This window comes from Pseudomonas fluorescens, assembly GCF_004683905.1.
In the GTDB taxonomy this organism is placed as follows: domain Bacteria; phylum Pseudomonadota; class Gammaproteobacteria; order Pseudomonadales; family Pseudomonadaceae; genus Aquipseudomonas; species Aquipseudomonas putida_A.
The window spans coordinates 2,492,175-2,504,772 of record NZ_CP038438.1; the positions used below are offsets into that span (position 1 = coordinate 2,492,175).

11 protein-coding genes and 1 pseudogene are annotated in these 12,598 nt (G+C 61.6%); 6 read left to right on the top strand and 6 right to left on the bottom strand.

The window, feature by feature from the left end:
* The first annotated feature begins 611 nt into the window (after positions 1-611).
* Positions 612-887 (top strand): metal/formaldehyde-sensitive transcriptional repressor, encoded by a 276-nt coding sequence (locus E4T63_RS11255; RefSeq protein WP_003223990.1) that lies wholly within the window; start codon positions 612-614, stop codon positions 885-887.
* A 12-nt stretch (positions 888-899) separates the two neighbouring features.
* Entirely contained in the window at positions 900-1,835 is a 936-nt protein-coding gene (gene dmeF / locus E4T63_RS11260; protein ID WP_135295478.1) for a CDF family Co(II)/Ni(II) efflux transporter DmeF, read from the top strand.
* Here the strand turns inward: dmeF and E4T63_RS11265 are convergent.
* Positions 1,832-2,935, bottom strand: coding sequence for a cytochrome P450 (locus E4T63_RS11265; protein ID WP_135295479.1), 1,104 nt, complete (start codon positions 2,933-2,935; stop codon positions 1,832-1,834). The two genes, dmeF and E4T63_RS11265, sit on opposite strands and share 4 nt — an antisense overlap.
* Before the next feature lie 78 nt (positions 2,936-3,013).
* Here E4T63_RS11265 and E4T63_RS11270 point away from each other — a divergent pair, with 78 nt between their 5' ends.
* The 3 genes and pseudogenes from E4T63_RS11270 to E4T63_RS11280 all read left to right on the top strand — a co-directional run.
* Positions 3,014-3,772 carry an ArsR/SmtB family transcription factor gene (locus E4T63_RS11270; RefSeq protein WP_098968215.1) on the top strand — a complete coding sequence of 253 codons (759 nt, stop codon included), beginning with the start codon at positions 3,014-3,016 and terminating at the stop codon, positions 3,770-3,772.
* Positions 3,773-3,919: 147 nt separating this feature from the next.
* The gene (locus E4T63_RS11275; RefSeq protein WP_047601560.1) at positions 3,920-5,140 is read left to right on the top strand and encodes a putative DNA modification/repair radical SAM protein; all 1,221 of its coding nucleotides are present in this window, start codon (positions 3,920-3,922) and stop codon (positions 5,138-5,140) included.
* Positions 5,137-5,955, top strand: a pseudogene (locus E4T63_RS11280) (TIGR03915 family putative DNA repair protein); the annotation flags it as partial. The gene E4T63_RS11275 and the pseudogene E4T63_RS11280, both read left to right, overlap by 4 nt.
* Positions 5,956-5,978: 23 nt before the next feature.
* On the opposite strand, the gene E4T63_RS11285 reads toward E4T63_RS11280, so the two are convergent.
* Positions 5,979-6,587, bottom strand: coding sequence for a LysE family translocator (locus E4T63_RS11285; protein ID WP_098968216.1), 609 nt, complete (start codon positions 6,585-6,587; stop codon positions 5,979-5,981).
* A gap of 105 nt (positions 6,588-6,692) precedes the next feature.
* Between E4T63_RS11285 and E4T63_RS11290 the strand changes: the two genes are divergently transcribed.
* Complete coding sequence (locus tag E4T63_RS11290) at positions 6,693-7,571, top strand: LysR substrate-binding domain-containing protein (protein ID WP_098968217.1); 879 nt, start codon at positions 6,693-6,695, stop codon at positions 7,569-7,571.
* Between the two features lie 54 nt (positions 7,572-7,625).
* On the opposite strand, the gene E4T63_RS11295 is transcribed toward E4T63_RS11290, so the two are convergent.
* The 4 genes from E4T63_RS11295 to E4T63_RS11310 form a co-directional block, all read right to left on the bottom strand.
* Positions 7,626-8,645, bottom strand: a complete 1,020-nt coding sequence (locus E4T63_RS11295) for a branched-chain amino acid aminotransferase (RefSeq protein WP_027613221.1) — start codon at positions 8,643-8,645, stop codon at positions 7,626-7,628.
* A gap of 235 nt (positions 8,646-8,880) precedes the next feature.
* On the bottom strand, positions 8,881-10,254 hold the full coding sequence (gene lpdA / locus E4T63_RS11300; protein WP_135295480.1) for a dihydrolipoyl dehydrogenase: 1,374 nt from the start codon (positions 10,252-10,254) through the stop codon (positions 8,881-8,883).
* A 4-nt stretch (positions 10,255-10,258) separates the two neighbouring features.
* Complete coding sequence (locus E4T63_RS11305; RefSeq protein ID WP_135295481.1) at positions 10,259-11,539, bottom strand: dihydrolipoamide acetyltransferase family protein; 1,281 nt, start codon at positions 11,537-11,539, stop codon at positions 10,259-10,261.
* Entirely contained in the window at positions 11,540-12,598 is a 1,059-nt protein-coding gene (locus E4T63_RS11310) for an alpha-ketoacid dehydrogenase subunit beta (protein ID WP_003224000.1), read from the bottom strand.

A 12,598-nucleotide genomic window follows, 5' to 3' on the forward strand; every position in this document is an offset into this window, starting at 1 on the left:
CTCAATGAGGCTGACACGCACTTGCGACTAAACAATAGGTGGCAGCTGTACGCAGGTTAGTCGACCAGTACCCAAGCATTACTGGCGCGCCCGAAGGCGCCCTGCGCACAGCCGCCATTGAGCGCAGGCGTAGAGATGCCTGACTGAATAACAGCTTGCGAACTTGAGATAACACCGAGCGACTAAACCCGATCACTGATCATTCAGTGACGCGAGCCAAGTTACCGATGCCCCCCAAACCGCACAAGCCGGCGGATTCTGGCGCAGTTGTAGGCAAAGGCGCAAGGCGATGTAGCCTCTTGGATGATGCTGAAATGATGCTGCGTTTTTCAGGCTGCCATCGCCAGCAGGCTGGCTCCTACAGGGGAATCTGCGTACGGCGCGGAACCCGAGCACCCCCCGGAAAAATGTAGGAGTGAGCCTGCTCGCGAAGGGGCCGGTACATCCAGCATCTTTGTTTCCAGACACACCGCTATCGCGAGCAGGCTCACTCCTACAACGGGATTGAGGCCGCTTTCAGCATCCCGTTCATCCCCTGAACACTCACCGAGCTTGCGATTGCCCAAGCCTTCGGCGACCATGCGCGCCATATAGGGGTAGGGGGTATAGGTATGTCGCACATTCATGAACACAAGGACGAGCTGCTCAACCGTGTACGACGCATTGCCGGCCAGGTACAGGCCGTCGAGAAAGCGCTCGAGGGCGATGCCGATTGCGCCAAGACCTTGCATCTGGTGGCGGCGATTCGCGGGGCGGTCAACGGGTTGATGGAGCAGTTCATTGAGGCCCACACCCGTGAGCACGTGGCGCATCCCGATCTCACCGATGAACAGCGCGCTCAGGGCGCCGAAGATCTGTTGCAAGCCATCCGCCGTTATTCCAAATAGAGCATCCGTATCATGAGCCTGACCCCAAGCGCTGAGCGTTTCAGCCACGATCACCAATTCCTCGGCGCGTCTCACGACGAAAACGCCCGCCGCACCTTGTGGGTGGTGGCGCTAACCTTTGTGATGATGATCGGCGAGATCGCCGCCGGTTATCTCACCGGCTCCATGGCCCTGCTGGCCGACGGTTTCCACATGGCGACCCATGCCGGGGCGTTGGGCATTGCTGCTGCGGCCTATGGTTTCGCCCGGCGCAACGCCAACAACCGCCGCTACAGTTTCGGCACCGGCAAGGTCGGCGATCTGGCCGGTTTTGCTTCAGCCATGGTGCTGGGGCTGGTGTCGCTGGGCATTGCCGGCGAGTCGATTTTTCGCTTGTTTGAACCAACTACCGTGGCGTTCGGCGAAGCGACCCTGATCGCGATTGTCGGGTTGGGCGTAAACATCCTCAGCGCCTTCCTGCTGATGGGCCATCACGGCCACGACCATGGCCATCAGCATGATCACGCGCACGGCCACGATCATCATCACCATCACGACAACAATCTGCGTTCGGCCTATGTCCATGTACTGGCCGATGCCCTGACCTCGGTGCTGGCGATTGCCGCGTTGCTGGCCGGGCGCTACCTCGGTTGGGTGTGGCTGGATCCGGCGATGGGGATTGTCGGCTCGATTGTCATCGCGAAGTGGGCCTATAACCTGATGCGCGACAGCGCTGCGGTGCTGCTCGACACCACCGACGAACCGGTTGCCGCAGAGATTCGCGAACTGCTGGAAATCTCGGACGACGTGCGCATCAGCGACCTGCACGTCTGGCAGGTCGGCCCGCAGGCGCGGGCGGCGATTGTCAGTGTGGTCGCGGCGGCGGGCGTGACGACGGAGGCGATTCGCGAACGGCTGGCGCCGGTGCATGAGCTGTCGCACCTGACCATTGAGCTGCGCAGCGCTTAAGGCTGCATTGCGCTGAACAGGGGAATCCGCCCATTGAGCGATGGGCGGTAATGCCACGTCAGTTGTTGCAGATTCATACCCTGATCAAGGATTTCTCTGACAGTCGCAGCGGCAATGCTCAACGCCAGCGTCTGCCCCGGACACTGATGCCGACCGCTGCCAAAGCTGAAACTGCGCCGGTCAGGACGATCCAGCAGAAACCGCTCGGGCTCTGCATTCAACAAAGGATCGCGGTTGGCCGAAGCCAGCAGCACCAGAATCACCTCACCGGCCTCAAGCCGCACGCCATCGATCTCGCAAGTCTGCGCGACAAAGCGCCGAGTGTTCTGCACTGGCGGATCAAAGCGCTGAACCTCGGCCAACAGTGCGTCCACTGAGGCATGGCGCAATTCGGGCTGACGTCGCAGCGCAATCAGTGCATTGCCGATCAGTCCCGCACTGGCCTCGAACGTCTGCGAACAGAGGCCGATCAGGTTGGCAATCATGGTCTCCTCATCGCCATCAAATCGCTGCCCGAACGCCTTGAGCAAATCGCTAGGCGGTTCGGCCAGCAACTCGACGAAGTAACCGCGCAATTGCTCCGCCGCCGCATGCGCCGCCGCCAGTTGCAGGTCATTGCTCAGCGGCGACAGGCAGGCGACGAAATCCGCCGTCAGCTCACTGATCGCCCGGCCTTGCGCCGGGGTGAAGCCGAGCAGCGCCGCGACCACGCACACCGGGCCGCGAAACATCGCCTTATATAAGCCGTCGGCGTCCGCTGTAATCAGACGCGCGGCCACCAGTGCGCGTACTTGCTCGTCATCTATCAACTGCAGTGACGGCTCGATTGCCGCACGCGGACAGCGCTGACGCTCGCCATCGTTCATCCGCATCAACTGCCCGAACACCTTGCCGGCCAGCCCCGAGGCAATCGCCTTGGGCACCGGTTCCAGCAACGGTCGCACCCGACAATCGGCATGCGTCAGAACCGCACGCACCGCTCGGGCGCTGCTGGCGACCCACAGCTTCAATCCATGATCAAAGGTCAGTCCGCCCTCGGCGCGCAGTTTGGCGTAGTAGGGGTAGGGATCGGCATGCGTCGCAGCGATGATCGGGTCCATGGTGCACAGCCTTGTGGTCGGGAAAGTGATGCGAGTATCTTCAGTTCGCAGCGGCGACGATTCGTCGGGGAGCGAAATATGCACGCAGAACATCAAGACATCGGCGTTTCGCAGGTGGCGGCCGCCATCGCCGAACCGGCACGCACGAAAATTCTCTGCTCGCTGATGGACGGCCACGCCCGCACCAGCACTGAATTAGCGGCCGTGGCGGAAGTCAGCGCCTCCACCGCCAGTGCACATCTGGCCAAGCTCAAGGATCTGGCACTGGTGCGCCTGCACGTGCAGGGCCGCCATCGTTATTACAGCCTCGCCGATCAGCGGGTGGCTCAGGCGCTGGAAGCGTTGATGGTGATCGGACAGAACGCCGCGCCGGGCTTCAAGCCGCACACCCCGGATCGCCTGCAATTCGCCCGCACCTGCTACGACCACATGGCTGGGACGCTCGCGGTGTTGCTCCACGACCGTTTGCTCGAGGCGGGGTGGCTGGTGGAAACCGATGAGCGGGTTTATCGCTTGAGCGGCACCGGCGACGCGTTGTTTGCGAGCTTGGGAATTGAGGTGCAGGACTTGAGTACCTTGCGCCGCAAGTTTGCTTGCCCGTGCCTGGACTGGAGCATGCGCCGGCCGCATCTGGGCGGATCGTTGGGCGCGGCGTTGTTGCAGATGGCGTTGAAACGCAAGTGGGTGACGCAGGATCTTGATAGTCGAGCGTTGGCGCTCACCGTGGCGGGGCGAAAGGAAATGGGTAAGCGGTTTGGTCTTGAGTTGCCTTTAGACGCGAAGATCAAAAGATCGCAGCCTGCGGCAGCTCCTACAGTAAGTCCGTACACCCGATAAATCTCGACCCTGCCCAATCCATGTAGGAGCTGCCGCAGGCTGCGATCCTTTGATCTTGAGCTTCTGCCCGACGAGGTGCGCTTCTGGCTCCTTGTAACCCCGTGCTCGGACCTATACTGTATATCCACACAGTAAAGAGCCCGCGCCATGCAAATCATCGACAAGCTCAGCATTCTCGCCGACGCCGCCAAGTACGACGCCTCCTGCGCCAGCAGCGGTGCGCCCAAGCGCAGCTCCGAAGGCAAGAGCGGGTTGGGCTCGACCGATGGCATGGGCATCTGCCACAGCTACACGCCGGACGGCCGTTGCGTGTCGCTGCTGAAAATCCTCCTGACCAATTTCTGTCTCTACGACTGCCAGTATTGCGTCAACCGTCGCTCCAGCGATGTGCCGCGCGCACGCTTCACCCCCGAGGAAGTGGTCACGCTGACCCTGGATTTCTACCGGCGCAACTGCGTCAGCGGGCTGTTTCTCAGTTCGGGGATCATCCGTTCGGCGGACTACACCATGGAACAACTGGTGCGCGTGGCGAAGCTGTTGCGCGAGCAGCACGAGTTTCGCGGCTACATTCACCTCAAGACCATTCCCGAGGCCGATCCGGCATTGATCGAGGAGGCCGGGCGCTACGCCGATCGCCTCAGCGTCAATATCGAACTGCCCACCGACGCCAGCCTGCAAACCCTGGCGCCGGAGAAGCAGATCGGTTCGATCAAGCAGGCAATGAACACCATTTACACCGGCGTACAAACGGTGCTCAACGAACCGCGTTCGGCAAAATTCGCTCCCGCCGGGCAGAGCACGCAAATGATTGTCGGCGCCGATGACACCGACGACAGCACGATCCTGCACAGCGCCCAGTCGCTGTATGGCAACTACCGCTTGCGGCGCGTCTACTATTCGGCCTTCAGCCCGATTCCCGACAGCCCGAAAAGCGTGCCACTGGCCGCGCCACCGCTGATGCGCGAACACCGTCTGTATCAAGCCGATTTCCTCTTGCGCAGCTACGGCTACAGCGCCGATGAGTTGCTCAAGGGCCCTGGTAATCTGGCGCTGGATATCGATCCGAAACTGGCTTGGGCGCTGCAGAATCGCGAGGTGTTTCCGCTGGACCTGAACCGCGCCGAGCCGTCGCTGATCGCACGAATCCCCGGCATCGGCCTGCGTACCACCGAACGTCTGGTGCAATTGCGCCAGCAACGGCGCATTCGCTACGAAGATGTGGCGCGCATGCGTTGTGTGTTGGCCAAGGCCAAGCCGTTCATCATCACCAGCGACTACCACCCGCAACAGGCCGAAGTCACCAGTCATATGCTTTACCAGCAACTGCGCGACCGGCCGCAGCCGCAGCAGATGGGGTTGTGGGGATGATCAATCTCGATTGCGACGACCTGTTCGACACCTGGCGCCAGCAGGCACGCTGGCTGCTCAGCCATGAAGTCGACCCGAGTCTGGTGAGCTGGGCGTCGGAAGGGGTGAGCGATCTGTTTGCCAGTGACGTTTCGGTGCCCGAGGGGCAGGGGCCGTTTCAGGCACGCATCCCCCGTGCACTGCTCGACACCCTGGAGCAAGCCGCACGCTACCGGGGCGACCAGCGCTGGAGTCTGTTGTATGAAGTGCTGTGGCGAGTCAGCCATGGCGATCGCACGGCGATGATGGCCGGCGACAAGCTCGGCAGCGAGTTGCAGCGGCGGATCAAGCAGGTGCAGCGCGAAGCCCACCATTTGCATGCGTTCGTGCGTTTCATCGAACGCCCGCAGGATCAGCCAGGCCCGCAATACGTCGCGTGGCACGAACCGGCCCACGACATCCTGCACAGTGCCAGCGAACATTTCATCGGACGCATGGGCCGGCATCGCTGGTTGATCGCCACGCCGCGTGACGGGGTTTATTACGACGGTGAACAGTTGATTCATCAGCGCCAGTGCCCGGTGGAATGGCAGCAACTGGCGCAGAACGTCGATGACCCGCATGGCGAGCTATGGCTGACCTATTACAGCCACATCTTCAACCCGGCGCGATTGAACGAGAAGGTCATGCAAGGGCATTTGCCGGTACGGTTCTGGAAGAATCTGCCGGAAGGGGAGTTGATTCCCGGGCTGATTACCCAGGCGCGCACGGGCAAGCAGCAGAACGGACAGGCCAGCGGGATTGCCGCGCGAGCCGGCAAGCGGATTGCCTTGAAACAGGATGAGCCTGAGCAGGTCGATCAGCGGGTTGCCGACGCCATCAGCAGACCAAAACCGGCAAAGGTCACCCCCGAGACTTTTGCCGCCAGCCAGGATCCTTTCGGGCTCGACAGCCAGCCTTTGGCCGCATTGGCGAGCAGGGCGTAGCTGCCGTGCACCAGAATTACCAGCACCGCGTAAGAGGCCACCAGTTTGAAGAACTGCGGGTAAAAAGCCTGTTCAGTGTCGATGAACTGCGGGAATACGGCCAGAAAGAAGAAGATCGCTTTCGGATTGAGAAACTGCAGGGACGCGGCTTCGAGAAAACGGTAGCCCGGACGAGAAGGGCGAACCTGCTGCAGGCTACGGAAACGATCTGAACGCCAGCTCTTGAAGCCCAAGTACAACAGGTATGCAGCTCCGGCGTATTTCAGCACGGTAAACGCCTCGGCCGAGGCGCTGAGGATCAAGCCGACGCTGGTGGCGCTGAGGGCAGCCACCACGAACGCGCCCGAGGCGATGCCCAGAATGCCGGGTACTGCGCCGGTCCAGCCCAGGCGCACGGCGTTGGACAGGGTCAGCACCACGCCCGGGCCGGGGCTCAAAATGGTCAGGGCGGCGAACAATACAAAGAGTCCGTAGCTGTGCATGATGTTGCTCCGTCGAATCGCGTATCTGCGTGCGGGCAGATTGGCGTGGCGGCAACGCGCTGACAAACGCTTTAAATGCAGTGCATATGTAACTAAATTAGACCCATGAAAAATTCACTTCCCCCGCTCAATGCGGTTCGCGCCTTCGCTGTGGCTGCTCGTCATCAGAGTTTCAGCCTGGCGGCCGACGAGCTGCATGTCAGCCATAGTGCGGTCAGCCGCCACGTCAAATTGCTTGAAGAACATCTGGGCGTTTTGTTGTTTGAACGGCGCATCAGGCAGTCGCTGCTGACGCCGGCGGGTGAGCTTTTTTATCAGCAAGTCAGCGCCGGTCTGGCGCAGATTGCCGACGCCGCTGCCGAGTTGAGGCGACAGGCAGCGCGGCCGACGATCACGATCAATGTCCGGCCGTCCTTCGCCCTGTTATGGCTGACGCCTCGTTTGGCGGACTTTTCGGTGCAGCATCCGCACATCGACACCCAGGTCGTCACGCAGACCCAGTCGCCGGATCCGGCCCGCGACGATTTCGACATTGTCATCCGCCGGGGCCGTGACGATTGGGCGCCGACGCTGGAGGCGCACGCGTTGTTCGAGGATGAATTGGTCATGGTCGCGGCGCCGGCATTGATTGAGCGACTGCCACTGACAAATCTCGCCGGCCTCAGTGCGCATACCTTGCTGACCGTCAGGGCGCGGCGTGAAGACTGGCACCACTGGGCCATGCATTTTGGCCAGAGCCAGAGCAGTAGCCAGGTGATCCGCCAGTTTGATTACATGCACCGGGTGCTGGAAGCGGCCGTGGCGGGCGAGGGCATCGCGCTGTGTCCGACTACTTTGCTCGGCACACATTTGTCGAGTGGTCGCCTGATCTGTCCGTTGCCGGATCTGCGCATGCCGCTGCCACGCTATTACTACGGCGTTGCCCCGCAAGCGTCGGCGCACACCAAAGTGTTGATTGAGTGGCTACAGCAACAGCGCCCATGAAAAAGCCCCCATCGATCACTCGATGGGGGCTTTTGTGCATCAGCAGCCGTCAGATCAAACCTTGACGATCCAGCCCGCTGGCGCTTCGATGTCGCCGGTCTGCACGCCAGTCAGCTCTTTGTAGAGCTTCTGGGTGACCGGGCCGACTTCGGTTTCGCTGTGGAACACGTGCAGGTGGTCGTTGTAACTGATCCCGCCGATCGGGGTGATCACCGCCGCGGTACCGCAGGCGCCGGCTTCCTTGAAGTCCGACAGTTTGTCGATCAGCACGTCGCCTTCAATCACTTCCAGACCCAGACGGGTTTTCGCCAGTTCGATCAGCGACAGACGGGTGATGCCTGGCAGCACGGATGGCGAGTTCGGGGTGATGAACTTGTTGTCGTGGGTGATCCCGAAGAAGTTGGCCGAACCGACTTCCTCGATCTTCTTGTGGGTCAGCGGATCCAGGTAGATGGCGTCAGCGAAGTGCGCTTTCTTGGCCTGGGAGCCCGGCATCAGGCTGGCGGCATAGTTGCCACCGACCTTGGCCGCACCGGTGCCTTGTGGGGCGGCGCGGTCGAAGCTGGAGATCTGGAAGTTGTGCGGAGTCAGGCCGCCCTTGAAGTAGGCGCCGACCGGGATCGCGAATACCGAGAAGATGAACTCCGGCGCGGTACGCACGCCGATGTTGTCACCCACGCCGATCACGAACGGACGCAGGTACAGCGCGCCGCCGGTGCCGTATGGCGGGATGAAGCGCTCGTTGGCGCGAACCACTTCCTTGCACGCTTCGATGAACTGCTCGGTCGACACGTGCGGCATCAGCAGGCGAGCGCAGCTGCGTTGCATGCGCGCGGCGTTCTGGTCAGGACGGAACAGGTTGATCGAGCCGTCCTTGCAACGATAAGCCTTCAGGCCTTCGAAGCACTGCTGGCCATAGTGAAGGGCAGTCGAGCCTTCGCTGATGTGCAGCACGTTGTCTTCGGTCAGGGTGCCTTTGTCCCACTCGCCATTGCGAAAGTACGACAGATAGCGTTTGTCGGTCTTGATGTAGTCAAAACCCAGCTTGTCCCAATTGATGCTTTCGTTACCCATGACACCCTCTATCACTGAACAACCGTCGAAACGGTTCAAGGCTTCTGACGTTTTTTTGGATGGGCACAACAATACTTCATTCTTGCGCGGTTTCGCAGCCCGGACTATCGGATGACAGGCAGATAAATCGTGTCGGCCTCAAGAATTCGCGAGCAAGCCCGCTCCCACATTTTGAAATGCATTCCCATTGTGGGAGCGGGCTTGCTCGCGAAGGGGCCATTACAGCCACCCACCATCACAGATGCAACGCATGCCCCAAAGCACGCAACGCCGCTTCCTGCACCGCTTCACCCAGGGTCGGATGCGCATGAATGGTGCCGCCGATGTCTTCCAGGCGCGCGCCCATTTCCAGACTTTGCGCGAACGCGGTCGACAACTCGGAAACGCCAACCCCGACCGCTTGCCAGCCGACAATCACATGATTGTCGCGACGCGCGACCACGCGCACGAAGCCGCTTTTCGATTCCAGGGTCATCGCCCGGCCGTTGGCAGCGAACGGGAAGCTGGAAGCGATGCAGTCCAGCCCCGCAGCCTTGGCCTCGTCCGGGGTCTGGCCGACCACCACCAGTTCCGGATCGGTGAAGCACACGGCGGCGATGGCGGTCGGGTTGAATTCGCGGGATTTGCCGCTGATCAGTTCGGCAACCATTTCGCCCTGAGCCATGGCGCGGTGCGCGAGCATCGGTTCGCCGCTGAGGTCGCCGATGGCGTAGACGTTGCGCATGCTGGTCTGGCAGCGGCTGTCGATCTTGATCGCCGAGCCGTTCATGTCCAGGTTCAGCGCTTCAAGGTTCCAGCCCTGCGTATTCGGCTTGCGACCGACCGCCACCAGCACCTGATCGGTTTCCAGATTGAGGGTGTCGCCGTTCGGGTCACGCACCTGCAAGGTGCCGTCGAAACCCAGCACGCTGTGCTTGAGATAGAGCTTCACGCCCAGTTGCTTCAGTGCTTCGTGGACCGGTTGGGTCAGCTCGGCATCGTAGGCCGGCAGGATACGATCCTGCGCCTCGACCACGCTGACCTCGGCGCCGAGCTTGCGGTAAGCAATGCCCAGCTCCAGACCGATATAACCGCCGCCCACCACCACCAGACGTTTGGGTACGGACTTCGGTGCCAGCGCTTCGGTGGAGGAGATGATCGGCCCGCCGATTGGCAGGATCGGCAGGTTGACGCTGGTCGAACCGGTGGCCAGCACCAGATGTTCGCACTGGATCCGCGTATCGCCGACTTCCACGGTTTTGCCGTCGATGACTTTGGCCCAGCCATTGATGACCTGGACCTTGTTCTTTTTCAGCAGTGCGGCGACGCCGGTGGTCAGGCGATCGACGATGCCGTCCTTCCACTCGACGCTCTTGCTGATGTCGAGGGTTGGTGCCGAGACGCTGATGCCCAGCGCCGAATGCTCGCTGTGATGGCGGGTCTGGTGGAACTGCTCGGCCACGTGAATCAACGCTTTCGATGGAATGCAGCCGATGTTCAGGCAAGTGCCGCCCAGCGATTGGCCTTCGACCAGAATCGTCGAAATGCCCAGTTGCCCGGCGCGGATCGCCGTGACGTAACCGCCGGGGCCGCCGCCGATAATCAGCAGCGTGGTGTTCAAGGTTTGCATTGCATCACTCCACAAACAGGGTTGCGGGTTGTTCGATCAAGCCACGAATGGCCTGGATGAAGAGCGCCGCGTCCATGCCGTCGACCACGCGGTGATCGAAGGAGCTGGAGAGGTTCATCATCTTGCGGATCACCATTTGGCCTTTGACGACCATTGGCCGTTCGACGATTTTGTTCACGCCGACGATCGCCACTTCCGGCAGGTTCAGCACCGGGGTGCTGACGATGCCGCCCAGCGCACCGAGGCTGGTGAGGGTGATGGTCGAGCCGGATAATTCGTCGCGGCTGGCCTTGCCATTGCGTGCGGCATTGGCCAGACGCGAGATTTCCGCGGCGCTGTCCCACAGGCTGCGCGCTTCGGCGTGACGCACCACCGGCACCATCAGGCCGACATCACTTTGCGTGGCGACACCGACATGCACTGCGCCGAGGCGGGTGATGACCTGGGCTTCGTCGTCGTAACGGGCGTTCATCTGCGGGAAGTCACGCAGGGCGACGACCAGTGCGCGGACCAGGAACGGCAGCAAGGTCAACTTGCCCCGGCTGGCACCGTGTTTTTCATTCAGATGCGCGCGCAGTTCTTCGATGGCGGTGACGTCGATTTCCTCGACGTAGCTGAAGTGCGCGGCACGCTGAGTGGCGTCCTGCATGCGCTGGGCGATCTTGCGGCGCATGCCGATCACTTGAATCTGTTCTTCATCGTGACGCTGGGCGTACGCGGCGGTTGCCGGTGCCGAAGCGTTTGATTGACCCTGGGCCAAATAAGCGTCGAGGTCTTCGTGCAGCACACGACCGGCCGGGCCAGTGCCGCGTACCAGACGCAGCTGAATGCCCAGATCCAGCGCATGTTTGCGCACGGCCGGCGAAGCCAGCGGACGTTCATCAGCCTCGCGGGCAACCATCGGGCCTTGGCAAACCGGTGCGGAACGCGGTGCAGCAGCGGCGGCAGGTTTGCTCTCGACTGCGGCTTCAACTTTCGACGCAGCAGGTGCCTCTTTCGTAGCAACCGGTGCTGGTGCGGCGGATTCCTTCAGGTTTCCGGCGCCTTCAACTTCGATGCTGATCAGCACACTGCCGACCGCCATCACTTCACCCGGCTGACCGCCGAGCGCAATCACCTTGCCGTGGACCGGCGATGGAATATCGACCATTGCCTTGTCGGTCATCACGTCCGCCAACACCTGGTCTTCAACCACCAGATCGCCAACCTTGACGTGCCACTGCGACAGTTCGACTTCTGCGATGCCTTCGCCGATGTCCGGCATCTTGATAACGTGCGTGCCCATTCAGACCTCCATGACCCGTTTCAACGCCGCGCCCACTCGGGACGGCCCTGGGAAATACGCCCACTCTTGCGCGTGCGGGTAGGGGGTGTCCCAACCGGTGACGCGTTCGATCGGCGCTTCCAGGTGGTGGAAGCAATGCTCTTGCACCAGTGACACCAGCTCGGCGCCGAAACCGCAGGTGCGGGTGGCTTCGTGTACCACTACGCAGCGGCCGGTTTTCTTCACCGACTTGACGATGGTTTCCAGGTCCAGCGGCCACAGGCTGCGCAGGTCGATGACTTCAGCGTCAACGCCGGATTCTTCGGCGGCCACTTGCGACACGTACACGGTGGTGCCGTAGGTCAGCACGGTCACGTCCTTGCCCGGACGGGTGATCGCGGCGACGTCCAGCGGCACGGTGTAGTAACCGTCCGGCACCTGGGCTTGCGGGTGTTTCGACCACGGGGTTACCGGACGGTCGTGGTGGCCGTCGAACGGGCCGTTGTACAGGCGTTTCGGCTCTAGGAAGATCACCGGGTCATCGTTTTCGATGGAGGCGATCAGCAGGCCCTTGGCGTCGTACGGGTTGGACGGCATCACGGTGCGCAGGCCACAGACCTGGGTGAACATCGCCTCGATGCTCTGGCTGTGGGTCTGACCGCCGTAGATCCCGCCGCCACATGGCATGCGCAGGGTCATCGGCGCGGTGAACTCGCCGGCCGAGCGATAACGCAGGCGCGCGGCTTCGGAAATGATCTGGTCGGAAGCCGGGTAGACGTAGTCGGCGAACTGAATCTCGGCCACCGGGCGCAGGCCGTAAGCGCCCATGCCCACCGCAACACCGACAATGCCGCTTTCAGAGATCGGCGCGTCGAATACCCGCGAGGTGCCGTACTTGGTCTGCAGGCCTTCGGTGCAACGGAACACGCCGCCGAAGTAGCCGACGTCCTGACCGAACACCACCACATTATCGTCACGCTCAAGCATCACATCCATGGCCGAGCGCAGGGCCTGGATCATGGTCATGGTGGTCGTGGTCATGGCGGTTTCCAACTGAATATTGTTGTTGTGATCGTTCAT

Excerpts from the sequence above, each read along its gene's own strand:
- E4T63_RS11290 (WP_098968217.1), top strand. The coding sequence starts at position 6,693 with ATGAAAAATTCACTTCCCCCGCTCAATGCGGTTCGCGCCTTCGCTGTG.
- E4T63_RS11295 (WP_027613221.1), bottom strand. The coding sequence starts at position 8,645 with ATGGGTAACGAAAGCATCAATTGGGACAAGCTGGGTTTTGACTACATC.
- E4T63_RS11275 (WP_047601560.1), top strand. The coding sequence starts at position 3,920 with ATGCAAATCATCGACAAGCTCAGCATTCTCGCCGACGCCGCCAAGTAC.
- E4T63_RS11255 (WP_003223990.1), top strand. The coding sequence starts at position 612 with ATGTCGCACATTCATGAACACAAGGACGAGCTGCTCAACCGTGTACGA.
- E4T63_RS11270 (WP_098968215.1), top strand. The coding sequence starts at position 3,014 with ATGCACGCAGAACATCAAGACATCGGCGTTTCGCAGGTGGCGGCCGCC.
- E4T63_RS11265 (WP_135295479.1), bottom strand. The coding sequence starts at position 2,935 with ATGGACCCGATCATCGCTGCGACGCATGCCGATCCCTACCCCTACTAC.
- lpdA (WP_135295480.1), bottom strand. The coding sequence starts at position 10,254 with ATGCAAACCTTGAACACCACGCTGCTGATTATCGGCGGCGGCCCCGGC.
- E4T63_RS11285 (WP_098968216.1), bottom strand. The coding sequence starts at position 6,587 with ATGCACAGCTACGGACTCTTTGTATTGTTCGCCGCCCTGACCATTTTG.
- dmeF (WP_135295478.1), top strand. The coding sequence starts at position 900 with ATGAGCCTGACCCCAAGCGCTGAGCGTTTCAGCCACGATCACCAATTC.
- E4T63_RS11305 (WP_135295481.1), bottom strand. The coding sequence starts at position 11,539 with ATGGGCACGCACGTTATCAAGATGCCGGACATCGGCGAAGGCATCGCA.
- E4T63_RS11310 (WP_003224000.1), bottom strand. The coding sequence starts at position 12,598 with ATGAACGATCACAACAACAATATTCAGTTGGAAACCGCCATGACCACG.